The organism is Microbacterium sp. 5K110, from assembly GCF_005774735.1.
In the GTDB taxonomy this organism is placed as follows: Bacteria; Actinomycetota; Actinomycetes; order Actinomycetales; family Microbacteriaceae; genus Microbacterium.
Window position 1 is genome coordinate 39,902 of record NZ_VBUM01000002.1, and the last position, 25,389, is coordinate 65,290.

The 25,389-nt window shown below is 68.8% G+C and carries 24 protein-coding genes and 2 tRNA genes; 11 read left to right on the forward strand and 15 right to left on the reverse strand.

Features of this window, described 5'->3' with window-relative positions:
- Positions 1–59: 59 nt before the first annotated feature.
- Positions 60–2,627: a valine--tRNA ligase gene (gene valS / locus FE256_RS00840; RefSeq protein WP_138172340.1), complete on the forward strand. Its 2,568-nt coding sequence runs from the start codon at positions 60–62 to the stop codon at positions 2,625–2,627.
- Positions 2,627–2,875 (forward strand): hypothetical protein, encoded by a 249-nt coding sequence (locus tag FE256_RS00845; RefSeq protein ID WP_128219005.1) that lies wholly within the window; start codon positions 2,627–2,629, stop codon positions 2,873–2,875. The genes valS and FE256_RS00845 overlap by 1 nt, the downstream gene beginning before the upstream one ends.
- 49 nt (positions 2,876–2,924) lie before the next feature.
- Here the strand turns inward: FE256_RS00845 and FE256_RS00850 are convergent, their stop codons facing one another.
- Positions 2,925–3,128 carry a hypothetical protein gene (locus tag FE256_RS00850; protein ID WP_138172341.1) on the reverse strand — a complete coding sequence of 68 codons (204 nt, stop codon included), beginning with the start codon at positions 3,126–3,128 and terminating at the stop codon, positions 2,925–2,927.
- Complete coding sequence (locus FE256_RS00855) at positions 3,125–3,718, reverse strand: ArsR/SmtB family transcription factor (RefSeq protein ID WP_138172342.1); 594 nt, start codon at positions 3,716–3,718, stop codon at positions 3,125–3,127. Before FE256_RS00855 ends, FE256_RS00850 begins: the two co-directional genes overlap by 4 nt.
- 73 nt (positions 3,719–3,791) lie before the next feature.
- Here FE256_RS00855 and FE256_RS00860 point away from each other — a divergent pair, with 73 nt between their 5' ends.
- The gene (locus tag FE256_RS00860; RefSeq protein ID WP_138172343.1) at positions 3,792–5,843 is read left to right on the forward strand and encodes a M3 family metallopeptidase; all 2,052 of its coding nucleotides are present in this window, start codon (positions 3,792–3,794) and stop codon (positions 5,841–5,843) included.
- A gap of 55 nt (positions 5,844–5,898) precedes the next feature.
- Here FE256_RS00860 and clpX read toward each other — a convergent pair whose 3' ends face one another.
- From clpX to FE256_RS00890, 6 genes are all read right to left on the reverse strand, one after another.
- Complete coding sequence (clpX, locus tag FE256_RS00865) at positions 5,899–7,167, reverse strand: ATP-dependent Clp protease ATP-binding subunit ClpX (RefSeq protein WP_138172344.1); 1,269 nt, start codon at positions 7,165–7,167, stop codon at positions 5,899–5,901.
- A gap of 239 nt (positions 7,168–7,406) precedes the next feature.
- A complete protein-coding gene (locus FE256_RS00870; protein WP_138172345.1) occupies positions 7,407–8,069 on the reverse strand; it encodes an ATP-dependent Clp protease proteolytic subunit in 663 nt (220 codons plus the stop codon).
- A 29-nt stretch (positions 8,070–8,098) separates the two neighbouring features.
- The gene (locus FE256_RS00875) at positions 8,099–8,683 is read right to left on the reverse strand and encodes an ATP-dependent Clp protease proteolytic subunit (protein WP_171024127.1); all 585 of its coding nucleotides are present in this window, start codon (positions 8,681–8,683) and stop codon (positions 8,099–8,101) included.
- Between the two features lie 78 nt (positions 8,684–8,761).
- The gene (locus FE256_RS00880; RefSeq protein ID WP_138172346.1) at positions 8,762–9,250 is read right to left on the reverse strand and encodes a tetratricopeptide repeat protein; all 489 of its coding nucleotides are present in this window, start codon (positions 9,248–9,250) and stop codon (positions 8,762–8,764) included.
- 80 nt (positions 9,251–9,330) lie between these two features.
- On the reverse strand, positions 9,331–10,797 hold the full coding sequence (tig, locus tag FE256_RS00885; protein WP_138172347.1) for a trigger factor: 1,467 nt from the start codon (positions 10,795–10,797) through the stop codon (positions 9,331–9,333).
- 73 nt (positions 10,798–10,870) lie between these two features.
- Positions 10,871–10,944: transfer RNA gene (locus FE256_RS00890), tRNA-Pro, on the reverse strand.
- Positions 10,945–11,213: 269 nt separating this feature from the next.
- Here FE256_RS00890 and FE256_RS00895 point away from each other — a divergent pair.
- Positions 11,214–11,287 (forward strand) — tRNA-Gly (locus FE256_RS00895).
- A gap of 170 nt (positions 11,288–11,457) precedes the next feature.
- Here FE256_RS00895 and FE256_RS00900 read toward each other — a convergent pair.
- Positions 11,458–11,805, reverse strand: coding sequence for a DUF4190 domain-containing protein (locus FE256_RS00900; RefSeq protein ID WP_138172348.1), 348 nt, complete (start codon positions 11,803–11,805; stop codon positions 11,458–11,460).
- Positions 11,806–11,930: 125 nt separating this feature from the next.
- Between FE256_RS00900 and FE256_RS00905 the strand changes: the two genes are divergently transcribed.
- The 3 genes from FE256_RS00905 to FE256_RS00915 all read left to right on the forward strand — a co-directional run bounded on the left by FE256_RS00905 (position 11,931) and on the right by FE256_RS00915 (position 14,607).
- The gene (locus FE256_RS00905; protein ID WP_138172349.1) at positions 11,931–12,887 is read left to right on the forward strand and encodes an arsenic resistance protein; all 957 of its coding nucleotides are present in this window, start codon (positions 11,931–11,933) and stop codon (positions 12,885–12,887) included.
- Between the two features lie 74 nt (positions 12,888–12,961).
- A complete protein-coding gene (locus FE256_RS00910) occupies positions 12,962–13,882 on the forward strand; it encodes a hypothetical protein (RefSeq protein WP_138172350.1) in 921 nt (306 codons plus the stop codon).
- Complete coding sequence (locus FE256_RS00915; protein WP_138172351.1) at positions 13,879–14,607, forward strand: hypothetical protein; 729 nt, start codon at positions 13,879–13,881, stop codon at positions 14,605–14,607. The genes FE256_RS00910 and FE256_RS00915 overlap by 4 nt, the downstream gene beginning before the upstream one ends.
- A gap of 10 nt (positions 14,608–14,617) precedes the next feature.
- Here the strand turns inward: FE256_RS00915 and FE256_RS00920 are convergent, their stop codons facing one another.
- Positions 14,618–15,157 carry a gamma carbonic anhydrase family protein gene (locus tag FE256_RS00920; RefSeq protein ID WP_138172352.1) on the reverse strand — a complete coding sequence of 180 codons (540 nt, stop codon included), beginning with the start codon at positions 15,155–15,157 and terminating at the stop codon, positions 14,618–14,620.
- 137 nt (positions 15,158–15,294) lie between these two features.
- Here FE256_RS00920 and FE256_RS00925 point away from each other — a divergent pair, with 137 nt between their 5' ends.
- A complete protein-coding gene (locus FE256_RS00925) occupies positions 15,295–15,780 on the forward strand; it encodes a Dps family protein (protein ID WP_138172353.1) in 486 nt (161 codons plus the stop codon).
- A 125-nt stretch (positions 15,781–15,905) separates the two neighbouring features.
- On the opposite strand, the gene FE256_RS00930 is transcribed toward FE256_RS00925, so the two are convergent.
- The 5 genes from FE256_RS00930 to FE256_RS00950 form a co-directional block, all read right to left on the reverse strand.
- Positions 15,906–17,402: an amidohydrolase gene (locus FE256_RS00930; protein ID WP_138172354.1), complete on the reverse strand. Its 1,497-nt coding sequence runs from the start codon at positions 17,400–17,402 to the stop codon at positions 15,906–15,908.
- The gene (locus FE256_RS00935; RefSeq protein WP_171024128.1) at positions 17,399–18,031 is read right to left on the reverse strand and encodes an FMN-binding negative transcriptional regulator; all 633 of its coding nucleotides are present in this window, start codon (positions 18,029–18,031) and stop codon (positions 17,399–17,401) included. Before FE256_RS00935 ends, FE256_RS00930 begins: the two co-directional genes overlap by 4 nt.
- An 18-nt stretch (positions 18,032–18,049) precedes the next feature.
- Positions 18,050–19,039, reverse strand: coding sequence for an Fpg/Nei family DNA glycosylase (locus FE256_RS00940; RefSeq protein WP_138172355.1), 990 nt, complete (start codon positions 19,037–19,039; stop codon positions 18,050–18,052).
- A complete protein-coding gene (locus FE256_RS00945) occupies positions 19,039–19,581 on the reverse strand; it encodes a ribose-5-phosphate isomerase (RefSeq protein ID WP_138172356.1) in 543 nt (180 codons plus the stop codon). Before FE256_RS00945 ends, FE256_RS00940 begins: the two co-directional genes overlap by 1 nt.
- An 84-nt stretch (positions 19,582–19,665) precedes the next feature.
- Positions 19,666–20,853: a ferrochelatase gene (locus FE256_RS00950; RefSeq protein WP_138172357.1), complete on the reverse strand. Its 1,188-nt coding sequence runs from the start codon at positions 20,851–20,853 to the stop codon at positions 19,666–19,668.
- Between the two features lie 126 nt (positions 20,854–20,979).
- Between FE256_RS00950 and pepN the strand changes: the two genes are divergently transcribed.
- The 3 genes from pepN to FE256_RS00965 all read left to right on the forward strand — a co-directional run bounded on the left by pepN (position 20,980) and on the right by FE256_RS00965 (position 25,357).
- Complete coding sequence (pepN, locus tag FE256_RS00955; RefSeq protein ID WP_138172358.1) at positions 20,980–23,529, forward strand: aminopeptidase N; 2,550 nt, start codon at positions 20,980–20,982, stop codon at positions 23,527–23,529.
- A gap of 131 nt (positions 23,530–23,660) precedes the next feature.
- Positions 23,661–24,572 carry an ABC transporter ATP-binding protein gene (locus FE256_RS00960; protein ID WP_138172359.1) on the forward strand — a complete coding sequence of 304 codons (912 nt, stop codon included), beginning with the start codon at positions 23,661–23,663 and terminating at the stop codon, positions 24,570–24,572.
- Positions 24,569–25,357, forward strand: a complete 789-nt coding sequence (locus FE256_RS00965) for an ABC transporter permease (protein WP_138172360.1) — start codon at positions 24,569–24,571, stop codon at positions 25,355–25,357. Before FE256_RS00960 ends, FE256_RS00965 begins: the two co-directional genes overlap by 4 nt.
- Positions 25,358–25,389 lie beyond the last annotated feature (32 nt).

The window sequence follows — 25,389 nt, forward strand, 5'->3', positions numbered from 1 at the left end:
GAGGCGACCACAGTCAGGCACGCACACACGGTGCCGCACATATCGCTCGAGGAGTACCCATGTCGCTGATTCCGGACAAGCCCGCCCTGGAGGGCCTCGAGCAGAAGTGGGATGCCGCGTGGACCGAGCGCGGCACGTATGTCTTCGACCGTGCCCGCGCCGTCGAGGTGGGCCGCGAGGGCGTCTATTCCATCGACACCCCGCCGCCCACGGCATCCGGAAGCCTGCACATCGGGCACGTCTTCAGCTACACCCACACCGACGTGAAGGTGCGCTTCGAGCGCATGCGCGGCAAGACGGTGTTCTATCCCATGGGCTGGGACGACAACGGCCTCCCCACCGAGCGCCGCGTGCAGAACTACTACGGCGTGCGCTGCGACCCCTCCCTCCCCTACGACGCCGACTTCACTCCGCCGTTCGCGGGCGGCGACAACAAGAGCAGCAAGGCCGCCGACCAGGTGCCCATCAGCCGCCGCAACTTCATCGAGCTGTGCGAAGAGCTCACCGTCGAGGATGAGAAGGCGTTCGAGGCGCTGTGGCGCGACCTCGGGCTCAGCGTCGACTGGAACCAGACGTACCGCACGATCTCCGACGACGCGATGCGCACGAGCCAGCTGGCGTTCCTCCGCAACATCGAGCGCGGCGAGGCGTACCAGGCCCTCGCCCCGACGCTGTGGGACGTCGACTTCCGCTCCGCGATCGCGCAGGCCGAGCTCGAGGACCGCGACCAGCCGGCGGCGTACCACCGCCTCGGATTCCACAAGACCGACGGCTCGGGCGACGTGTTCATCGAGACGACCCGCCCTGAACTGCTCGCCGCGTGCGTGGCGCTCGTCGCCAACCCCGACGACGAGCGCTACCAGCCGCTGTTCGGCACGACGGTGCGCACGCCCCTGTTCGACGTCGAGGTGCCGGTGCTCCCCCACCCGCTCGCGCAGCAGGACAAGGGCTCGGGCATCGCGATGATCTGCACGTTCGGCGACGTCACCGACATCATCTGGTGGCGCGAACTCGACCTCCCCAACCGCACGATCATCGGCAAAGACGGCCGCATCGTCGCCGACGCTCCCGACGTCATCGTGACGGATGCCGCGAAGGCGGCGTACGCGGAACTGGCGGGCAAGACGGTCTTCAGCGCCAAGAAGCGCATCGTCGAGCTGCTGCAGGAGTCCGGCGAGATGGAGGGCGCCCCGAAGCCCTTCACGCACCCGGTGAAGTTCTTCGAGAAGGGCGACCGCCCGCTCGAGATCGTGTCGACGCGCCAGTGGTACATCCGCAACGGCGCGCGCGACGCGGAGCTGCGCGAACGCCTCGTGGCCCTCGGCCGCGAGATGTCGTGGCATCCGGACTTCATGCGCGTGCGCTACGAGAACTGGACCAACGGCCTCACCGGTGACTGGCTCGTCTCGCGCCAGCGCTTCTTCGGCGTGCCGATCCCGGTCTGGTACGCCCTCGACGAGAACGGGGAGCGCGATTACGCGCGCGTGATCACCCCCGAGGCGGCCACCCTCCCCGTCGACCCGACGACCGACGTGCCCCCGGGCTACACCGAGGACCAGCGCGGCGTTCCGGGCGGCTTCGACGCCGAGCGCGACATCCTCGACACGTGGGCGACGTCGTCGCTCACCCCGCAGCTGGCCGGTGGGTGGCAGCGCGACGACGAGCTGTGGAACCTCGTGGCACCGTTCGACCTGCGCCCGCAGGGGCAGGACATCATCCGCACGTGGCTGTTCTCGACGATGCTGCGCAGCGCCCTCGAAGACGGTCGGGTGCCGTGGACGGATGCCGCCATCTCGGGCTTCATCGTCGACCCCGACCGCAAGAAGATGTCGAAGTCCAAGGGCAACGTCGTCACGCCCGCCAACATTCTGCAGCAGCACGGTTCCGACGCCGTGCGCTACTGGGCGGCCTCGAGCCGTCTCGGAACCGACGCCGCGTTCGACCCGCAGAACCCGACGCAGATCAAGATCGGCCGGCGCCTGGCGATCAAGCTGCTGAACGCGGCGAAGTTCGTGCTGTCGTTCCCGGTGCCCGAGGGCGCCGAGGTCACGCACGCGCTCGACGCGTCGATGCTCGCGACCCTGGATGCCGTCGTGCACGACGCCACGGCGGCTTTCGAGGCGTACGACCACGCGCGCGCGCTGGAGATCACCGAGTCGTTCTTCTGGACGTTCTGCGACGACTACCTCGAGCTCGTCAAGGAGCGGGCGTACGACCGCACCGACGCCGGTCAGGCGTCTGCGGCCCTCGCCCTGCGGACCGCCCTGTCGGCCCTCGTCCGCCTGTTCGCCCCCGTGCTGTCGTTCGCGGCCGAAGAGACCTGGTCGTGGTTCGAAGAGGGCTCGGTGCACACCGCCGCGTGGCCCACGCCGCTCGGCATCGAGGGCGACCCGGCCGTGCTCACCGCGGTCAGCGAAGCACTCATCGGCATCCGTCGCGCCAAGACCGAGGCCAAGGCCTCGCAGAAGACGCCGGTGACCTCGCTGACGATCGCGAGCCCGCACGCGGCGCTCCTGCGCCTCGCCGAGGGCGACCTGCGCGCCGTGGGACGCATCGAGACGATCGCGTTCGCCGACGCCGAGGCCACCACCGTCACCGACATCGTGTTCGCACCCCAGGAGGACTGATGCAGCTCGGAACCCGTTGGACCGCTCGCGAGCAGCCGCCGGCCGCCGTGCCGGCCGTGTTGCACGCCCAGATCGCCGCCGTCGAAGCGGCGCTGAACCCCGACGGGCTGAGCGCGCCGGCTCCGCGGTGGACGTTGACGTTCCTCGAGGGGCGCCCCGTCGCTGAGCTCGATACGGGCGTGATCGTGTCGCAGGACGCCTCGGGCGAGGTCGTCGTGCGGTATGACACGGACGACGAGTTCGCCTGATTCGACGACCGAGGGCCGGGATGCCGTATCCCGGCCCTCGGTCATTCGGTCAGCGCACTCTGAGGTAGGACTCGGCCTCGAACACCGGCCGACGAGACTTCGTCAGCAGGACGGCGCGCTGAGCGGTGGCGTCGGCGCGAACCACGCGTGCCTGCATGCGGGCGTGGGCGTGCTCGGCCAGGGCCCGCGACAGAGCGAGGAGCAGTTTCTCGACGGTCGTGGCGGCCACGAGCGGCGCGGTGAGCGCGGTCATGAGGAGCCTCCTTCGGCGGGCAGGGGGAAGACGTCGGCGCGCATCGTGACGACGCGCAGCCCGTCTCCGGTCTGATGGCGATAGCGCTGGACGGTCTCGTCGACGACCGCCTGCAGCCGGGCGCTGAGTTCGGTCATCTGCTCCGCGGTGAGCCGCGCGCTGGCGGTGGAGATGAGGCTGCCCTCGCGCCACGGCTCGGGTTCCTCCCATCCGTGGATGGCGAAGTGCAGCAGTCGTTGCTGGCGGATGTTGAGGGTCTCGCTGTGCACGGCCTCTTGAATCGCACGACCCGCGGCGGTGTGCGAGAGCTCGGGATTCGACAGCGTCACCATCCCGACGGGGCGCTCCCACCAGCGTTCGCGCGCGGTCCCGCGCCCCTCGACCTCGCGGATGAGGTCCTGCCGGGCGAGGGCGCGCAAGTGGTAGCTCGTCGCCCCGGTGGATTCGCCGGTGAGCGACGCCAGTCCACTCGCCGTCTGCGGTCCGTACTGGCTGAGCAGATCGAACAGCTGTGCCCGCAGCGGGTGGGCCAGGGCGCGGAGGGCTCCCGCGTCGAGAACGCGGTCGCGGGGGTCGGTTGGGCTGGTCACGAATGCAAAGTTACCTTTGCATCGAAAGTTATGCAAACCCTTCTTTGCATGTCGGAGTGACTACGCTGGAACGATGACGGATGCCGTGACCAATCCCCTCCTCGCTCCGACGCCGCTCCCCTACGATCTGCCGCCCTACGGCAGCATCCGCCCGGAGCACTACCTCCCCGCGTTCCACGAGGCCTTCGCCGCGCAGCGCGCAGAAGTCGATGCGATCACCGCCCAGATCGAGCCCCCGAGGTTCGAGAACACCCTCGTCGCGCTCGAGCGCAGCGGAGAGATGCTCGACCGCGTCGCTCGCACGTTCTACACCGTCGCCTCGGCCGACGGCACGCCCGAGATCCAGGCCATCGAGGAAGAGCTCGCACCGCTCATGTCCGCCCACGGCGACGCGATCCAGCTCGACACCGCGCTGTTCGCGCGCGTCACCGCCGTGCACGAGTCCCTGGACGCCCTCGACCTGGATGCCGAGAGCCGGTATCTCGTCGAACGTCGCCACCGCGAGATGTCGCTGGCGGGCGCGGGACTCGATGACGCGCAGAAGCAGCGCCTCACCGACCTCAACCAGCGCCTGTCGACGCTCACCACGACGTTCGAGAAGAACCTGCTCGCCGACACCAACGACCTCGCCGTCGTGTTCGACGACGCCGCCGAACTCGACGGACTGAGCGAGGGCGAGCTGTCGGCCGCCGCGCAGGCCGCAACCGAGCGCGGGCTCGACGGTCGCTACGTCGTCACGCTCACGCTGTACACCGGGCACCCGTATCTCGCTTCGCTCACGAACCGCGACTCCCGTCGTCGGCTGCTGGAGGCCTCGCGGGCGCGCGGGACCCGCGGGAACGCGAACGACAACCGTGCGACGCTCCGCGAGATCGTGCGGCTGCGCGCCGAGCGCGCCGCCCTGCTCGGTTACCCCTCGCACGCGGCCGCGGTGCTCGCCGACCAGACCGCCGGGTCTCCGGATGCCGCGCGCGATCTGCTCCGCCGCCTCGCCGGTCCCGCGGCCGCCAACGCGCGCGCCGAGCAGCAGGCCCTCCAGCGGATCGCCGACACCGATGGCGTGGCGATCGAAGCGCACGACTGGGCGTTCTACACCGAGAAGGTGCGGGCCGAGCAATACGACCTCGATCGTGCGGCGCTGCGGCCCTGGTTCGAAGCGGAGCGAGTGCTGCGCGACGGCGTGTTCTCGGCCGCCGAGCAGCTGTACGGCATCCGGATCGCCGAGCGCCACGACCTCCAGGGCTACCACCCCGACGTGCGGGTGTTCGAGGTGCACAACGCCGACGGCAGCGAACTCGGCCTGTTCCTGCTCGACCTGTACACGCGCGACTCCAAGCGCGGCGGCGCGTGGATGAACTCGATCGTGACGCAGTCACGACTGCGCGGCACAGCCCCGGTCGTGGTCAACAACCTCAACGTGAACAAGCCCGCACCGGGCACGCCGACGCTCTTGACCCTCGACGAGGTCACGACGCTGTTCCACGAGTTCGGTCACGCACTGCACGGACTGTTCGCGACGGTCACCTACCCGCACTTCGCCGGCACCGCGGTGCACCGCGACTTCGTGGAGTTCCCGAGCCAGGTGAACGAGATGTGGATCTTCTGGCCCGAGATCCTCGCCCACTACGCGCGACACCACGAGACCGGCGAGCCGCTGCCGGCCGACGTCGTCGAGCGGCTGCACGCGTCGGAGGCGTTCAACCAGGGCTTCGCCACGAGCGAGTACCTTGCGGCATCCTGGATCGATCAGGCCTGGCACGGTCTGTCGGTCGGTGAGGCGGCGGGCGAGATCGACGTCGCGGCGTTCGAGGCGGCGGCCCTCGCCGACATCGGTCTCGACAACCCCGCGGTGCCCACTCGCTACGCCTCGACGTACTTCGCGCACGTGTTCTCGGGCGGGTACAGCGCCGGGTACTACTCCTACATCTGGAGCGAGGTGCTCGACGCCGACACGGTGGAGTGGTTCCGCGAGAACGGCGGCCTCACGCGCGAGAACGGCGACCGGTTCCGCCAGCGTCTCCTCGGCGTCGGCGGCTCCGGCGACCCGCTCGCGGCCTACCGTGACTTCCGCGGTCGGGATGCCGAGATCCAGCCGCTGCTCGAGCGTCGCGGCCTCACCGGCTGAAACGACGACGGTCCCGATCGCGAGGTGCGATCGGGACCGTCGGAGATCGTGAAGGTCAGGCGCTCTTGCGCTTCTGAGCGAGCACGATCGTCGCGGGCGCACCGTCTTCGACGGCCGCGCGGGTGATGACCACCTTGGCGATGTCGTCGGCCGACGGCACGTCGAACATGACCGGACCCAGCACGTCCTCGAGGATCGCCCGAAGACCACGCGCGCCGGTCTTGCGGCCCACCGCGAGGTCGGCGATCGCGCGCAACGCGTCCTCCTCGAACTCCAGCTGCACGCCGTCGAGCTCGAACATGCGCTGGTACTGCTTGACCAGGGCGTTGCGCGGGGCCGTGAGAATCTCCATGAGCGCGTCTTGGTCGAGCGGCGACACGGATGCCACGACGGGCAGACGACCGATGAACTCGGGGATCAGACCGAACTTGTGGAGGTCTTCGGGCAGGACCTCGCTGAACAGGTCGGGCGCATCTTCTTTGCGGTGCAGCGGAGCGCCGAAACCGACGCCATGCTTGCCCACGCGGGACGAGATGATCTCTTCGAGTCCCGCGAAGGCGCCGGCCACGATGAACAGGACGTTCGTCGTGTCGATCTGGATGAACTCCTGATGCGGGTGCTTGCGACCACCCTGAGGAGGCACCGAGGCGACCGTGCCCTCGAGGATCTTGAGGAGGGCCTGCTGCACGCCCTCGCCCGACACGTCGCGCGTGATCGACGGGTTCTCGGCCTTGCGGGCGATCTTGTCGACCTCGTCGATGTAGATGATGCCGGTCTCGGCGCGCTTCACGTCGAAATCGGCGGCCTGCAGGAGCTTGAGCAGGATGTTCTCGACATCCTCACCGACGTAGCCGGCCTCGGTGAGGGCCGTGGCATCCGCGACCGCGAACGGCACGTTGAGGCGCTTCGCGAGGGTCTGGGCCAAGTACGTCTTGCCGCACCCCGTGGGTCCGAGCAGAAGGATGTTGCTCTTGGCGATGTCGATCTCTTCGGCGCGCTGCTCGGCGGGCTGAAGAGTGCCGTGCGAGCGCACGCGCTTGTAGTGGTTGTAGACGGCGACAGCCAGGGCCCGCTTCGCGGACTCCTGTCCGACGACGTACTCCTCGAGGAAGCCGAAGATCTCTCGCGGCTTCGGCAGGTCGAAGTCGGCGACCTCGCCGGAGGACGACTCGGCCATGCGCTCTTCGATGATCTCGTTGCACAGCTCTACGCATTCGTCGCAGATGTACACGCCGGGACCCGCGATCAGCTGCTGCACCTGCTTCTGGCTCTTGCCGCAGAAGGAGCATTTGAACAGGTCGGCGCTCTCTCCGATGCGTGCCATGCCCGTCCTCCTCGTCACCCGGCCCACTCGCCCGAGTGCCTCCGAGCCTAACCGCTGCCCACGACAATCGAGGGCATTTGCGCGAGTGCCGTTCGTCTGATCGCCACGGGCGGACACGGATGCCGCGCCCTCCGGGCACCGCATCCGCTCTCCTTCGGCCTTGGCGACTCACCCTCAGAAGACCCGGACGCGACGATGCCCCGCCGATGAGATTTCGGCGGGGCATCGATGAGGGGCGCTCAGGCGGTCAGGGCCGCCGGGACGCGCTTGCGCGTCGTCAGGACCTGGTCGACGATGCCGTACTCCATCGCCTCCTGAGCGGAGAGGATCTTGTCGCGGTCGATGTCCTTGTTGACCTTCGCGACGTCCTGGCCGGTGTGACGGGCCATGGTCTCTTCGAGCCACGTGCGCATGCGCATGATCTCGGCAGCCTGGATCTCGATGTCCGACGCCTGACCGTGACCGGACTCGCCGACGGCGGGCTGGTGGATCAGGATGCGGGCGTTGGGCAGAGCCAGACGCTTGCCGGGGGCGCCGGCCGCCAGCAGCACCGACGCAGCGGACGCGGCCTGGCCCAGCACGACGGTCTGGATCTGCGGCGAGACGTACTGCATCGTGTCGTAGATCGCCGTCATGGCAGTGAAGGAGCCGCCGGGCGAGTTGATGTACATGATGATGTCGCGGTCGGGGTCCTGCGACTCGAGCACGAGCAGCTGGGCCATGACGTCGTCGGCCGACGCGTCGTCGACCTGGACGCCCAGGAAGATCACGCGGTCCTCGAAGAGCTTGTTGTACGGGTCCTGGCGCTTGTAGCCGTAGGCTGTCCGCTCCTCGAACTGGGGCAGGATGTAGCGGCTGCTCGGCATGTGCGCGGCGCCGCCGCCGAAGGTGGGAGTGTGCATTGCGGTGTCCTTTCCTCTCGCCCTCGGCCTCAGGCCGCGGTCCCGCCGCCGCCGGCGACGTCGGTGGCGTGCTCACGCATGTGGTCGACGAAGCCGTACTCGAGGGCCTCGGCCGCGCTGAACCAGCGGTCGCGGTCGCCGTCGGCGTTGATCTGCTCGACGCTCTTGCCCGTCTGGGCGGCGGTGATCTCGGCGAGACGCTTCTTCATGTCGAGAATGAGCTGCGCCTGCGTCTGGATGTCGCTCGCGGTTCCGCCGAAGCCGCCGTGCGGCTGGTGCAGCAGCACGCGGGCGTTGGGCGTGATGTAGCGCTTGCCCTTGGTGCCGCTGGTCAGCAGGAGCTGGCCCATCGACGCGGCCATGCCGATGCCGACCGTGACGATGTCGTTCGGCACGAACTGCATGGTGTCGTAGATCGCCATGCCGGCCGTGATCGAGCCGCCGGGCGAGTTGATGTAGAGGTAGATGTCCTTCTGCGAGTCCTCGGCTGCCAGCAGCAGGATCTTGGCGCAGATCTCGTTGGCGTTCTCGTCACGCACCTCCGAACCGAGCCAGATGATGCGGTCCTTGAGCAGCCTGTCGAAGACGCTCGTTGCCATAAGGGGTTCGGGCATGTGTGCTCCTCTTCCGGTGATCTGCAACGAATCTACCGGCGCGGTTCGGGGCCGGTCGCCGTGTTCGCCGCGGGCGGATCAGGCGTGTCCGTCCGCGATCTCGCGGGCGTATCCGGTCACGGAACGGGTATAGCGCGGCAGGTGCGGAGCGAGGGCCTGAAGCGAGATGGATGCCGCTCGCTCGGCCTCGCCGGCCGACACGAGCGCGAGGGCGTAGAACGCCGCAGCCGCGTCGTGCAGCGGTCCGCGCGGCTCCCGCTCGTACTCCGCCCGCAACATCTCTCGCGCCTCGTCGATCTTGCCGAGGTTGCGGATGGTGCTGGCCAGCTGAATCGTCGCTCGAGTACGGCGCTCGTCGTCGAGCCCGATCTCCAGGGCTCGGCGGTACAGGACCTCGGCCTCCGCCTCGCGGCCCGCCGAGTCACGCGCGCCCGCCCGCTCGAACAGGGCGACGGGGTCGTCGACGGAGCGCTCGGCGGCGAGGACGTCGATGCGGTCGATCACCTCGTCCTCGGTCAGGGCGCTGTCCGCCCAAACGGCATCCACGCGGTCCTGCCAGTCGCTCATGTCGAGCCCTTCGTCTCCGGGAAAAGAGCAGGGGGCGGATGCCGTGGCATCCACCCCCTGTCGAGAATGACGATCGAGTCTTACTCGCTGTCGGCGGCCTTCTCGGCGGCCTTCTTCTTGGCGGGAGCGCGCTTCTTGGCGGGGGCCTTCTTGGGGGCCTCCTCCTCGGCGGCGGCTTCTCCGGCCTCGATGACGGCGTCCGCGTCGGCGGCGGCGTCGGCGATCTCCTGAGCCTCTTCGACGACCTCGTCCTCGGCGGCCTCTTCACCCTCGACGGCGATGAAGCCGGCCAGGTCGACGGGCTTGCCGTTGGAGTCGACGACGGTGACCTTGCCGAGGGCGATCGCGAGCGCCTTGTTCCGAGCGACCTCGCCGACCATCGCGGGCAGCTGGTTGCCCTGCTGCAGCGCGTTGACGAAGTCCTGCGGAGCCATGCCGTACTGCGCGGCCGACTGGATCAGGTACTGCGTGAGCTCGTCCTGCGACACCTGCACGTTGGCATCCTCGGCGATCTTGTCGAGGATCATCTGGGTGCGGAACTGCTTCTCGCTCGCCTCGGTGACCTCGGCGCGGTGCACGTCGTCCTCGAGGCGGTTCTCGCCCTCGAGGTGGTTGTGGACCTCGTCCTCGATGAGCTGCGGCGGCACGGGGATCTCGACGGCCTCGATGAGCGCCTCGACGAACTTGTCGCGCGCGGCGGCACCCTGCGTGAAGACCGACTGCTCCGAGACTCGCTCGGCGAGCGACGCCCGCAGCTCGGCGAGGGTGTCGAACTCCGACGCCATCTGGGCGAAGTCGTCGTCGGCCTCGGGGAGCTCGCGCTCCTTGACGGCGGTGATGGTGACCGCGACCTCGGCCTCTTCGCCGGCGTGGTCGCCACCGACGAGCTTCGAACGGAACGTGGTCTGCTCGTCGGCGGTGAGCGAGTCGACGGCCTCATCGATACCCTCGAGCAGCTCGCCGGAGCCGACCTCGTACGACACGCCTTCGGCGCGGTCGATCTCGGCGCCGTCGATCGTGGCGACGAGATCGAGCTCGACGAAATCGCCCGTCGCGGCCGGACGGTCGACGGTCACGAGCGTGCCGAAGCGGGCGCGCAGGCGGTCGAGCTCGGCATCCACCGCGGCGTCATCGGCCTCGACGGCGTCGACGGTCACGGTGATCGTGTCGTAGGCGGGCAGGTCGAACTCGGGACGCACGTCGACCTCGACGTCGATCACGAGGTCTCCGGAGTAGTCCTTGAGCTCGGGCAGCTCGACGATCTCGGCGCTGGGACGGCCGATCACGCGCAGCTCCTGGTCCTCGACGGCCTGGCGGTAGAACCCGTCGAGACCCTCGTTGACGGCGTGCTCGATGACGGCGCCGCGACCGATGCGCTGGTCGATGATCGGCGCGGGCACCTTGCCCTTGCGGAAGCCGGGGATCTGCACGTCCTGCGCGATGTGCTCGTAGGCGTGGCTGATGCTCGGCTTGAGCTCGTCGGGCGAGACCGTGATGTGGAGCTTGACCCGGGTCGGGCTGAGCTTCTCGACGGTGCTGTTGACCATGCGGTGTGTTCTCCTCGTGTGGCCCGCGCGCACGCGGGGGCCGGCTAGGCCTGTGGTCCGTGGGGCCGTTGCGTCGGGGCGACAGGATTTGAACCTGCGGCCTCCCGCTCCCAAAGCGGGCGCTCTACCAAGCTGAGCTACGCCCCGGGGCGACGCGTAGGACGCGTTCGACGAAACGACCCCTGAAAGTCTAGTCGATCGAGGTGCGGGGGCTGGTGTGAGCGGAATCCGCGGCTCGCGGCTGATGTTGTCAGCGGCTCGAGAACAGGCGATGCGTCAGAAACAGGCGGATTTCCGGAGGATCGCCCTGTTGTCGCGACACAGCCTGTTCTCGACACGGCGACGCGCGCTCCGTGGTGTGTTCAGGCCAGGCCCACGCGTGAAGTAGAGTGGATGCCGCTGCGGTTCGCCGCCGCGGGGATGTAGCTCAATGGTAGAGCCTCAGTCTTCCAAACTGATGGTGCGGGTTCGATTCCCGTCATCCCCTCCACTTCGCCGGTCACCGGCCGCCTCCGTGGCCGCTCGGCCCACCGTGACGGATCTGGCCATCCAGCCGGCTCACCGCCGGTGGCCGACCGTTGCCGCGGAGTCCGGCCGACCTCCCGCAACAGCGCAAGGGCCCGCCACCGACGGTGACGGGCCCCCGCCGGAAGCGCGCTTCTAGCGGCTGACCGTGGTGCAGGAGATCTCGGTGCCCGCGACGATGACGGTTCCCGAGAAGTCCACCGCTTCACAGGCCTGGTAGGCCTCGGTGGCCACGCCGATGACGGAGGCCACCGAGACGATCACGACGATCGCGACGATGGTCAGCAGGGCACCGACGATGATCGCCGCGACCGCGAAGCCGTTCTTGTACCCGGCCTTGCGGCTCTGGACGAGCGCGACGATGCCGAGGATCAGTCCGATGACGTTGAAGAAGATCGCCACGACGAGGGCGACGATGCCGAGAGTCTTGCCGGGGACGGACGCGGGAGCGGCGGCCGGTGGCGGCGGGGGTGCTGTGGTCATGATGACTCCAGATCAGAGGTGGCGACGTTTCAGGCCCGAGCGTAGCGTTTTCGTGCCTTTTCTGAACAGAAGCTGAGCGTCTTCTCTGTCCGGGCTGTGAGGGATTCCCCCGTAGGCTCGGGGCGATGATGGAGTGGGCGAACCGGTGGCAGGTCCCTTTCTTCGTCGCGGGTATCCTCCTCGGCGCAACGCTCGGTCTTCTCGCCCCCCGGAGCGCACCGATCGCCGAGGCACTCGTGGCACCCGCCCTCATCGCGCTGCTGTACGCGACATTCCTCGCGGTCCCGTTCGTCGACGTCGCCCGCGGCCTTCGCGATCTCCGCTTCCTCTCTGCGGCCGTGGTGCTGAACTTCGTCCTCCTTCCGGCGGTGGTCTTCGGCCTGTCCCGGCTCGTCGCGCACGACCACGCACTCCTCGTGGGTGTGCTCCTGGTGCTTCTGACTCCGTGCATCGACTACGTCATCGTCTTCACGCGCATGGCCGGAGGTGCGGCGTCGAAACTCCTTGCGGTATCGCCCCTGCTGATGCTCCTGCAGATCGCGCTCCTCCCCATATTCCTGGCGATGATGGCGGGCCCCGACGTTCTCGGCACCCTTCGGGTGGGACCGTTCGTGCGGGCGTTCCTGCTGTTCATCGCGCTCCCTCTCGGCCTCGCGGTCTGCACGCAGCTCCTGGCCCGCCGATCCGTCTTCGCCCGGGGCGTGGAGAGGACGATGGATGCCGGCATGGTGCCGATCATGACGGTCACCCTCGCCGTCATCGTCGCGGCGCAGGTCGAGACGGTTCGCGCTCATGCGTCCGACCTCGTGGGGCTGGTGCCGATCTACGTGACGTTCCTCGTGATCGCGTGCGCCCTCGGTCTGCTCGTCGCGCGCGTCTGGCGTCACGACGTGGCCTCCACGCGGGGTCTGATGTTCTCCGGGGCGACGCGGAACTCGCTCGTCATCCTGCCGATCGCACTGGCCCTCCCCGCGCCGCTCGCGCCTGCGGCCGCGGCCGTCGTCACGCAGACGCTCGTGGAGCTGGTCGGGATGGTCGTGTTGGTCACTTCGATCAGGCATCTCGAGCGCCGTGGTGGTTGATCGCTGCGCTTGCCGTCGGAGAGAACCCGCGGCCTTCAGCGTGCACCGGACCTGGCCGACTACTGTTTCCGGTGATGATCAAGGCGGTGAAATTTCGACACGCCCGGCGCGCAGAACTTCCTGCCGTCGGCCTTGCGCTCATGATCGTCGTGGTCGTCGGAATCCTGGTCTTGGGCTCGGGCGTGATGTTCCGCGGCGACAACCAGAGAGCGCTGAGGATAGATGCACCGTCCCTGACTTTCACCTCCCCGGACGACGTACGGCTCCGCGTTCACAACGAGGGCGGCCAGCTCCGCTGGACCGTGACGAATCATGCGGGGACGGTCGTCGACTCAGGAACGGACGACGAAGTTCCATCCACCGACATCGTTCCTCGGATAGTGGACACGGGCTACTACGCATTCGAGATCAACAACGGTCACGATAAAGTCTCCGCGCACTTTTTGGTGTCGGGCCGAGCCCCTGGCACACCCTCTCCGTTCTTCGCTGTCGCCACGCACTGGGGCAAGCAGACATACGTGGAATCAACCTGGCCGCTCACACCGACCATCCCGTTGGTCACCGCACTCGGCATCAATGAGATCCGCGACGAGACCACCTGGACCAGCGTCGAGCGCGTCGCCGGGGAGTACTCCGTCCCAGATTTCGCCGAGAATTTGTCGGACGCCGCCCAAGCGAACGATCTGCACATGATGTTCGTAGCCAGCTACGGCAATCCGCGCGCCTACGGCGGGGATATGAGCGGTCCGATGTCGCCTCCGACAACGGCAGAAGGTAAAGACGCTTTCGTCAAATACATCAATACCGTCCTCGATGCGAACCCGACGGTCGACAAGGTCGAAGTGTGGAACGAGTTCAATCGACCGCGGCGCAACACCAGCGGCTGCCAATCGGGCGCTTGCTATGCCGACCTCGTGAAGGCTGTGTGGCAGGGAGTCAAGCCTGAGCATCCGTCGGTGAAGATCGTCGCGGGAACACCGCAGGTATCCCGATGACCTGGTTCGCCGACTTCATCGACGCCGGCGGTCTCGCCTACGCCGACGTCATCTCGACGCACGGATATGCAGCGAACATCGACGACCTCCGCAAGGGCATCGGCGGGTTGGACAGGCTCATCCGTCAACACAATGCCGGCAAATCCAAGCCGATCATCGTCAGCGAGGTCGGGCTGACGAACACAACCGTGAGCCCGCCTCTGGGTAACGTGAGCCGCGTTCTCAACGCGGAACAAGCGGGAGCGGGATTGGTCAAGATATACGCGACGATGAAGTCGATCCCCGCCGTCGCGCAGACGGTCTGGTATGCGGCACTCGATGACGGAACGGATCCCCGGGAGCCAGAGGCGAACTTCGGTCTTTACCGTCAGCCGACCGCAGGCGTCAGCGCGTATCAGCCCAAACCCGCGGCGGCCGCGATGAGCTTCTTCATCCGCCATCTCGACGGATACAGATTCTCGTCCGCGGCCTCAGTCGGTGCGGACGTCTCCGAGATGACCTTCACAAATGAAGCCGGTGGCACGCGTCGACTGATGTGGAAGAACGCACCGTTCGCGGACAACGACACCGCGACACAGGATGTCCCCATCACCACGGCGACGGACCACCGCACGATCGTGCGTTCCTATACGGGTGATGTCCTCGCCGAATTGGGGCCGGGCACATCGAACATCGCCGTCGGCATCGAACCGGTCTATGTCGAGGAAGTGACCGCGCCGAGGTGAAAAGCGGGTCTCATTTCACCGGCGCCGCCCTCGCGTGCCGCTCCGCGTGCGCGAGGTACGTCTCGGCGTTCCGCAGAATCCCCTCCCGCTCCTCGGCGGTCAGCGCGCGCCGCACCTTCGCTGGCACACCCGCGACCAGGGAACCCTCCGGAATGACCGAGCCCTCGAGTACTACCGCTCCCCCGGCGACGAGGCATCCGGGGCCGATCTCGGCGCCCGACAGCACCACACTCCCCATCCCGATGAGGCTGCCGTCGCCGATCGTGCACCCGTGGACGACGGCATTGTGCCCCACCGACACGTCGGCGCCGATGGTGACGGGGCGTCCGCGGTCGACGTGGACCGACACGTTGTCCTGCAGATTGCTCCGCGGACCGAGCACGATCGCGGCACTGTCCCCGCGAACGACGGCGTTGTACCAGACGCTCGATCCCTCGCGCAGTGTCACTTCTCCCACGACCCGGGCACCGGATGCCACGAACGCGGTCTCGTGGACCGTCGGGGCGGCGTCGGGGAGAGCGAGGACCGTGGCATCCGAGGCGATCGTCATGCTGTGACACTACCGCCAGGTAAGGCGAGGATTGCCTCGCCACCAGGGATTTAGCCGAGCCTCATCTTGCTTGCGGAATGTTCGCGTGTGAGTAGCGTTGCTGTCAACACGACTTCCGCAGAACCCGAGGAGATCTCATGAGCACCGTTCAGACGCCCGCCGCCACCACCGTCGACTCGACCATGGCCTCCAGCACCGCGCAGTTCCTGTCCCCGATCGTCCTCGGCCTCGAGGCCCTCGTCGTCAACGGCAAGCAGGCCCACTGGCACGTCCGCGGCTCGAACTTCATCGGCGTGCACGAGCTGCTCGACACGGTCGTCGCTCACGCGCAGGACTGGGCCGACCTCGCCGCCGAGCGGATCGTCGCCCTGGGTCTGCCGATCGACGCGCGCCTCTCCACCGTCGCCGCCAAGGCGAAGCAGACCGCCGTCCCCGCCGGTTTCGCGCAGTCCGACGTGGTCATCCAGGCCGTCATCGCCGACATCGACGCCGTCCTTGTCGACATCCAGACCGCCATCGACGGCCTCGACGAGACGGACCTCTCGAGCCAGGACGTCGCGATCGAGATCAAGCGCGGCCTCGACAAGGACCGCTGGTTCCTCTTCGCACACCTCGCGGCCTGAGCTCTTTTTGAAAGGGGGCGGTGCTTCGGCACCGCCCCCTTCGCCGTTCCGCGGGGTGAGGAGTCAATTTCTGTCGCCTGAGTCGCCCGGAGGCGACAGAAATCGACCCCTCACGCGCCGGCGGGTCAGGACGTGTGCGTGACGCGACCCGCGAGGAGCGTCGTGCGCACCGGCATCGCGCGGAGGCCCGCCTCGTCGGCCGCGCGCGGGTCGGCGTCGACGATCACGAGGTCAGCTGATGCGCCGGGGGCGATCTCCGCCGGCGCCGTCGAACCGCCGACCGTGGATGCCGCGATCGCGGTGTCGATGTCGATCCGCTCGTGCGGCTGCCAGGCGTCGCGCCCATCGCGGGTACGGAAGACCGCCGAGGCGATCGCGGCCCACGGGTCGAGCGGCGACACCGGAGCATCGGAGCCGAAGCGGAGATTGGCCCCGCTGTCGGCGAGGGCCCGCAGCGGGTAGGCCTGAGCGGACTGCTCGGCCCAGATGGCATCCGTCATGTCCCGATCGTCGAGCGCGTGCTCGGGTTGGACGCTCGCCGCGACCCCCAGCCGGGCGAAGCGCGGGATGTCCGCGTGCGCGACCAACTGCGCGTGCTCGATCGTGCCGACGGCACCGGTGCGGGCGTAGGCGTCGAGGGCGTAGGCGTTGGCGAGGTCGCCGATCGCGTGGATCGCACATTCCAGGCCCGCGGCCGTCGCGCGGGTCATGAGATCGACGAGTTCATCGGGAGGGATCGTGAGAAGCCCGTGGTTGTGCACGTCGCCCGGGTAGTGGTGCGCGCACGCCGCGGTGCGCGTGCCGAGCGATCCGTCGGTGATCGCCTTGAGCGGGCCCACGCGCACGAGGTCGTGCGCCGCACCGCGCACGGGGTCGCCCGTGCGCAGGCCTTCCGCGATGGCCCGGTCGAGATGCTCCGGATACGTGCCGTACGACACGCGCAGCGCGTCGAACCCCCGCGCCGCCCGGCGCTGCCAGGCTTCGTCGTTCCACGTCATGTCGAGATCGACGAGCCCCACGACCCCCCGCGCAGCGGCAGCCCGCGCCATCCGCTCGACGGCCCGGTCGGCGATCTCGGGGTCGACGGCGTTGATCCGCCGGGAGATCTCGAAGGCATCTTCTTCACGGAGCATTCCGGATGCCGGGGGCTCGAAGCCCTCGCGACGGAACGCCGCTGAGTTGAGCCACACGCTGTGAACGTCGGCGTTGACGAGGTACGTCGGAACCTCGCCGGTGGTGGCATCCAAGAGCTCGAGGGTCGGAACGTCGTCCCAGAGCCCGTCGCGGAAGCCCACCCCCACGCGCCGCCCGTCCACGGCGGGGACGCGCCCCATGACTCCGGCGGCCTCCCGTGCCGACGTGGTGTCACCCAGGGCGATGCGGTCTGCCGACAGCGCCCACTGCAGGACGTGGACGTGGTGGTCCCACAGCCCCGGGAGGAGCCAGCCGCCCGCCCCCTCGACGACATGCCCGCGCGGACGAAGGTTGCCGGTGGGAGCGATGTCGACGATGCGTCCGCCGAGGATGACGAGATCGACGGGCTCATCGGGCGTCGGCAGGAACTCCCGGCCCGGGCCCGCGACGCGCACGGCGCGGAGGAACCCCGCGGTCTCGCCGATCATGCGCGCGGACGCGCGTCGGCTGCGCGGCGCATCTCGGCGGCGAGTTCCGGATTGGCGTAGGGTGCCCCGCCGAGACCGTCGATGATCGTGTCCACGACCTCGGCGGACCGGTTCTGGCTGAGCTTGCGCTTGGCCGTCACGCGCGTCGGGGTCAGGCGGAAACCGACGGTGCCGCGCTCCAGGCGCTCCACGAACCCGGCGTCGTTCGGCGCGCGGTAGAGGCCCCGCGCGTCGTCGCCATCGCCCTCGAAGCGCGCGACCAGCCGATCGAGGGTGCGCAGGTTCTCATCGGGCGAGAGAAGCTCCGGGATGCCACTCAAGTGGGCCGAGACGAAGTTCCACGTCGGCACCGCCGCCACATCGCCGTACCACTGCGGGGACACGTAGCCATGAGGGCCCTGGACCACGACGAGAAGTTCGTTCTCGCCGAGACCGAGGATCACGTCGTCCGGCTTGCCGACGTGGCCGACGATCGTCAGATCGTCACGGTCCTCGTCGAGCAGGACGGCGTAGTGAGACGCCACCAGCCCATCCGCCCCGGAGGAGACGAGGGTGACCCACGGATGGCGGTCGATGAGACGCCGGATCTCCCCGACGTCGGTCATCACGAAGCTCGGATTCTGACGCACCGGATCAGCCTAGAACGCTCACGCCTGGCAGCTCGGGCACCAGTACAGCTTGCGTCCCGCCGCCTCTTCCATCAGTACCGTCGTGCCGCAGACCCGGCACGGCAGGCCGGCACGGTGGTACACCCAGTGGCGGTCGTCGCGACGCGCCATCGCGCGACGGTACGCCTCGGGATCGAGGTCGTCCATCGTCATCATCTGGCCGGTCTCGACGCCGATCGCCAAGAGCCGCACCCAGTCGTGCCAGATCTCGCGCACCGTGTCTTCGGGAACGTCACGGCCCGGGGTGTGGGGGTTCTGGCGTGCGCGGAAGAGGATCTCGGCGCGGTACACGTTGCCGATGCCGCTGACGACCGCCTGGTCCATCAGGAGCAGGCCGATCGCGGTGGGCTTGCGGCGCACGGTCGCGACGAACCGCTCTTCCCCTTCGGCGAGGTCGTCGACGAGCGGGTCGGGGCCGAGCTTGGCGATCGTCGCGGCGACCTCGTCGGGCGTCTGCAGCGCGCACGTCGTCGGTCCGCGCAGGTCGGCGCACGTCGCCTCGGTCAGCAAGCGCAGACGCACCGCGCCCACGACCGGCGGCGGCCACTCGGTCTGCTCCTCGAGCCCCATGGTCTGCTCCGACATGCGCACGCGGGTGCGGCGCGGAGCACCGATCGAGGTGAGCGAGTTCTCGCCGGCGGCATCCAGGATCGGCGTGTCGAGGAGTGTGCCGCGCTGATTGGTCTGGCCCATGCGACCGTTGGCCGCGGCAATCGTCGCGTCGACCGCGACCTCTCCGGAGAAGTCCCACGCTCCGTACATGCCGAGGTGCACGCGCAACCACACGTCGCCGTCGAAACGCAGGAACATCTGCTTGCCGACCGCGCGGACCTCGAGGGCCTCGCGGCCGTCGATGACCGAAGCGCCCTCGACGAAGCGGCCCTGCGGGCTGGATGCCGCCACCGTGCGGCCCACGATGTTGCGATCGAACTGGCGCGCGATGCGGTGGACGGAATGCCCTTCGGGCATCAGCCTGCCTCGGGGTCGAAGGAGTCGCTCGCGTCGAGGACGTCGGGCGTCGCACGCCCCTCGCGCGGGTCGGGCAGCAGAATGCCGTCCTGCTCGAAGGCGGCGAGTTGTGCGATTCGGCGCGCGTGGCGCTCTTCGCCCGAGAACGGCGTTGCGATGAAGCGGTCGATGAAGGAGACGGCCTCATCGAACGTGTGTTGACGGGCGCCGATCGCAATCACGTTCGCGTCGTTGTGTTCGCGCGCGAGCTCGGCCGTCGCGATGCTCCAGACGAGCGCGGCTCGCACACCCGGCACCTTGTTCGCCGCGATCTGCTCGCCGTTGCCGGAGCCGCCGAACACCACGCCCAGAGTCTCGACGCCGTCGGCGTGGTCGCGCACGACCGCTTGAGCGGCGCGGATGCAGAAGGCCGGGTAGTCGTCGAGCGGGTCGTACTCGATCGGTCCGTGATCGACGACCTCGTGGCCCTGCGAGGCCAAGTGGTGCTGCAGCTGGGTGGAGAACTCGAGACCGGCGTGATCGGTGCCGATGTGAATGCGCATGCGCTCATCTTATTGAGAGCTTCGGACACCCCGGCCGCACACGACGAAGCCGCCCGGTGCGGACACCGGGCGGCTTCGGTCGAGTCAGGGGCGCAGGCCCGCAGCGACCGGCTTGAAGCCGGCGCGGATGTTCTCGCAGCAGCCCGGGCGGCACACGTCGTACCAGGGACCGAGATCGGTGACGTGGGGGCGCTCGGACTTCGGCGTGCCCGCCAGGCGCTCCTCGACGAGGTCGACCAGACCCGACACGTACGCCGGGTCGACGCCCGGGGTCGGCGTGCGGACGGCCCGGATGCCGGCTTCTTCGGCCGCCTCCATCGCCTCGGTGTCGAGGTCCCACAGCACTTCCATGTGGTCGCTGACGAAGCCGAGCGGCACGATGACGACAGCCTCGGCTCCGCGACCGGGGAGCTCCGCGATGACGTCGTTGACGTCCGGCTCGAGCCACGGCTGCGAGGCCGGGCCGGAGCGGGACTGGTACACCAGCTCCCACTCGACGTCGGCCACCGAGGCGGCGACCTCGGCCATGACGTACGCGGCGACGGCCTTGTGCTGAGCCTCGTAGGCGCCGCCTTCGCCGAAGTCGACGTCCCGCGGGCCGGAGCGCTGCGCGTCGGCGGTCGGGATCGAGTGGGTCGAGAACAGCACCCGGATCTTCTCGGCGGCGATGCCGTCGGCGACGTACGCCGACACGGCATCCTTCACGCCCTCGACGAAGGCCGAGACGAAGCCGGGGTGGTCGAAGAACTGGCGGACCTTGTCGATCGTGACGGTCTCGCCGAGTCCGGTGGCCTCCAGCACGCGGGCGTAGTCCTCGCGGTACTGGCGGCAGCTCGAGAAGGAGCTGTAGGCGCTCGTCGCGATCGCCAGGAGCGTCGTGTCGCCGGCCTCGGCCGCCTCGGTGACGGCCTCTTCGAGGTACGGCGCCCAGTTGCGGTTGCCCCAGTAGACCGGCAGGTTCAGCCCACGCCGCGCGATCTCGGCCTCCAGCGCCGCCTTCAGCTCGCGGTTGTGCTGATTGATGGGGCTCACTCCGCCGAAGTGACGGTAGTGGTGAGCGACCTCTTCGAGGCGCTCATCGGGGATGCCGCGCCCGCGCGTGACGTTGCGCAGGAACGGGATGACGTCGTCCTGTCCCTCGGGACCGCCGAAGCCGGCGAGGAGGATGGCGTCGTACGCCACGGGCGTCTCGACCCATTTGGGTCCGGATGCCGCGGCGGGAGACGCGTACAGGACGGTCTCGGGGCTGGTGTCCGTATCGATCGTGCTCACCCCCACATCTTTCCACCTACGCGGTGAGCCCGACCGTGGGATGTCTCGACAGTAGGCTTATACGGTTGTCGTCGGCGCCAGCAGCGTCATCCGCGACGATCCACCCTCATCCACGGGAGAACGCCAGTGCCAGGAGAGAACCTCACCCGCATCGAAGCGCAGGAGCGCCGCGCGATCGTCGACACGCACGAGTACGACGTGCACCTCGACCTGACGCGGGGCGACGAGGTCTTCGGTTCGGTCACGACCGTCCGCTTCGCCGCGGCCGAGGGCGCTTCGACCTTCATCGACCTGATCGCCCGCACGGTCAACTCGGTGACCCTGAACGGTCGCACGATCGACCCCGCCGCCGCGTTCGCCGACTCGCGCATCGCGCTGGACGGACTCGAGGCCACGAACGAGCTCGTCGTCGACGCCGACTGCGAGTACACCAACACCGGCGAGGGCCTGCACCGCTTCGTCGACCCCGTCGACGGCGAGGTGTACCTCTACTCGCAGTTCGAGGTGCCCGATTCGCGGCGTGTCTTCACGGTGTTCGAGCAGCCCGACCTCAAGGCCGCGTTCACCTTCACCGTGACCGCTCCCGCCGCGTGGAAGGTCGTCTCCAACTCCCCCACTCCCGAGCCGGTCGAGCTCGGCGACGGCGCGGCACGGTGGGAGTTCCCGCCCACGCCCCGCATCTCCTCGTACATCACCGCGCTCGTCGCGGGCCCGTACGAATCCACATTCTCGGAACTCACGAGCGCCGACGGCCGCGTCATCCCGCTCGGCGTCTACGCCCGCAAGAGCCTGTGGCAGTACCTGGATGCCGATTACGTCTTCGACAAGACCCGTCAGGGCTTCGCGTACTTCGAGGAGAAGTTCGGCTTCCCCTACCCCTTCGCCAAGTACGACCAGCTCTTCGTGCCGGAGTTCAACGCAGGCGCGATGGAGAACGCCGGCGCCGTCACGTTCACCGAGACGTACGTCTTCCGGAGCAAGGTCACGGATGCCGTCAAGGAACGCCGCGTCGTGACGATCCTGCACGAGCTGGCGCACATGTGGTTCGGCGACCTCGTGACCATGAAGTGGTGGAACGACCTGTGGCTGAACGAGTCGTTCGCCGAGTGGGCGTCGACGATCGCGACCGCCGAGGCCACCGAGTGGAAGGCCGCATGGACGACCTTCAACGCGATGGAGAAGACCTGGGCCTATCGCCAGGACCAGCTCCCCTCGACGCACCCCGTCGTCGCCGAGATCACCGACCTCGAAGACGTCCAGGTCAACTTCGACGGCATCACGTACGCCAAGGGCGGGTCGGTTCTCAAGCAGCTGGCCGCGTGGGTCGGCATCGAGCAGTTCTTCGCCGGTGTCGCCGCGTACTTCCAGAAGCACCAGTGGTCGAACACCGAGGTCGGCGACCTCCTCGCCGAGCTCGAGGCCACGAGCGGCCGCGACCTCGGCGACTGGGCGAAGAAGTGGCTCGAGACGGCGGGCGTCAACACCCTCTCCCCCCTTATCGAGCAGGACGAGCACGGGTCGATCACGCGCTTCGCGATCGTGCAGACGGCACCGTCGGACTACCCGACGATCCGTCCGCACCGCCTCGCGGTCGGGTTCTACTCGCTCGACCGGTCCGGTCGCCTCGAGCGCGTGCACCGCGCCGAGCTCGACGTGGACGGTGACCGCACCGAGGTGCCCGAGCTGCGCGGCATCCGTCGTCCCGACCTCGTGCTCCTGAACGACGACGATCTCGCTTACGCGAAGATCCGTCTCGACGAGCGGTCGCTGGCCACGGCGATCGCGCACCTGAAGGACATCGCCGACCCGCTGGCTCGCTCGCTCGTCTGGGGCGCCGCATGGGACCAGACCCGGGATGCCGAGTCCTCGGCGACCGACTACATCGATCTGGTGCTGCGCAACATCGGCGCCGAGACGGAGTCGACCACCGTCCGCACGACCCTCGCCCAGCTGCAGCTCGCCGCCAACAGCTACGTCGCCCCCGGGAAGCGCGCGGAGGCCCGTGAGCGGGTCGCCGACGGGCTGTGGGAGCTGGCCCAGGCTGCCGAGTCCGGCAGCGACAGCCAGCTGCAGTTCGTGACGGCCTTCGCGTCGGCCGCGGCCACGCCCGCCCACGTCGAGACCGTCCGGGCGCTGCGCGACGGTGAGACCGTGCTCGAGGGTCTCGAGATCGACACCGACCTGTCGTGGCAGCTCCTCGTGGCCCTCGCCGCGGGCGGATCCGTCACCGCGGCCGACATCGACGCGGCGCGCGCGGCCGACAACACGGCCAAGGGCGGCGAGTTCGCGGCCCAGGCCCGGGCCGCCCTGCCCTCCCACGAGGCGAAGCAGGAAGCGTGGAGCTCGCTCATCGATCGGGCGGACGCCCCGAACACGATCGTGCGCGCGGCCGCTCTCGGCTTCACCCACCCGGCCACGGTCGACGTGCTGGCCGATTTCGTCGAGCCGTACTTCGCGATGCTGCTGCCGATCTGGGAGAGCCGCAGCTACCAGATCGCGCAGTACCTCATCGTGGGGCTGTACCCCGCGGCCCTGGCGAACCGCGCGCTGCGTGACGCCACCCGCGCCTGGCTCTCGTCGCACTCCGACGCGGCGCCGGCGCTGCGCCGCCTGGTGAGCGAGAACCTCGCGGGCGTCGAGCGCGCGCTCGCGGTGCAGGAGCGCGACGCGCAGTAGGTCGAGTCCCCGTACGCCCCCTTCCCGCTCCGGCGGGAGGGGGCGTACGTACGTCTGGAGATGTACATACGGGTCAGAGATCAGCCGTGCGGGGGACGCGCCGGTGTGGGGGTGATTCCTAGCCTGGACACATGATCGTCGCAGACCACCTCACCAAGCGCTACGGCACACGCACGGCCGTGTCCGACGTCTCCTTCACCGTGCCGCCGGGCCGGGTCACGGGCTTTCTCGGGCCCAACGGCGCCGGCAAGTCGACCACGATGCGCATGATCGTGGGGCTCGACCGCCCCACCGCCGGCAGCGTCACCGTCAACGGCACCCCCTACGGCCGCCTCGCGGCTCCCCTCACCGAGGTGGGTGTGCTGCTGGACGCCAAGGCCGTCCACACCGGGCGCTCGGCCCGCAACCACCTCCGGGTGATGGCGGCCACGCAGGGCATCGACCGCCGTCGTGTCGACGAGGTCATCGACCTCACCGGCCTCGCCTCGGTCGCCGACAAGCGGGCCGGCGGCTTCTCGCTGGGCATGGGGCAGCGACTGGGGATCGCCGCGGCGCTGCTCGGCGACCCCCACACCCTCATCCTCGACGAGCCCGTCAACGGCCTCGACCCCGAGGGCGTGCGCTGGGTGCGCGAGTTCGTCCGTCACCTGGCTGCCGAGGGACGCACCGTGCTGCTGTCCAGCCACCTCATGAGCGAGATGGCCCAGACGGCCGACCATGTCATCGTCCTCGGTCGTGGCGCGGTCCTGGCCGACGCACCGTTGAACGACCTCGTGCGGTCGTGGACGTCCGAGACCGTCCTCGTCCGATCTCCCGACCTCGCGCGTCTCGTCGACGTCCTCTCCCCGACGGGGGTCACCGCGACCCTCGACGCGCCCGGGCTGGCCAGCCTCACGGGGGCGAGCGCCGCCGACATCGGCGATCTCGCCGCCCGCCACGGCATCCCCCTGCACGAACTGACCCCGCGCAACGGTTCCCTCGAGGACGCCTACCTCGCCCTGACCGACGACGCGATCGAGTACAAGACGAAGGAACTCGCATGACCGCCCTGACCTCCCCGCGCCGCGCCACGTTCACCCGGGCCGCCAGCGGGCCGACCTTCCTCCGCAGTCTGCGCAGCGAACTGCTCAAGCTCACGACCGTGCGCTCGACCTGGTGGGCCCTGGGAATCGGTGCCGCCCTGACGGTGGCCATCGCGTTCCTCTACATGTCGGCCGCAGAGGGCGGTAATCCGATCTTCGGGGTCCTCGTGTCGGCCCAGTTCACGATGCTCGTGGCCGGCGTGCTGGGCGCGATCGCCGTCACGGGTGAGTACGCCACCGGCATGATCCGCTCGACGATGACCGCGACCCCGCGGCGCGGGCAGGCCGCGCTGGCCAAGGCCGTCGCGATCGCCCTGGTCGTGGGAGCGGCGACCGTCCTGACCTACCTGATCGGTCTCGCGGTCACGATTCCCACGGCGTCCACCGCCGTGGTCTGGTCGGATCCGGCGCAGTCCCTTCTTCCCCTCGTGCTGGGTGTCTGCGCCATGGTCGTCTATGCGCTCATCGGCACCGGGTTCGGGCTGATCGTCCGCAACGGGGCCGGAGCGATCGCGGCGACCGTCGGAGTGCTGTTCGTGGCGCCGATCGCGGTGGGCCTCTTCCAACTCGGCGGGGAGTCGTGGCAGTGGCTCGTCGATCTCGGACGCTATCTCCCGGTCTCGGCGGGGTCGACGCTGACGGCGATTCCCACCGCGGACATCCTTGTCCCGGCGTTGACACTCGTCGCCTGGGTCGTCGGACTCGTCGGCATCGGCACGGTGCTGCTGCAGCGCCGCGACGCGTGACGTCGGATCAGTGAGGGATGCCTCGGTGCTCA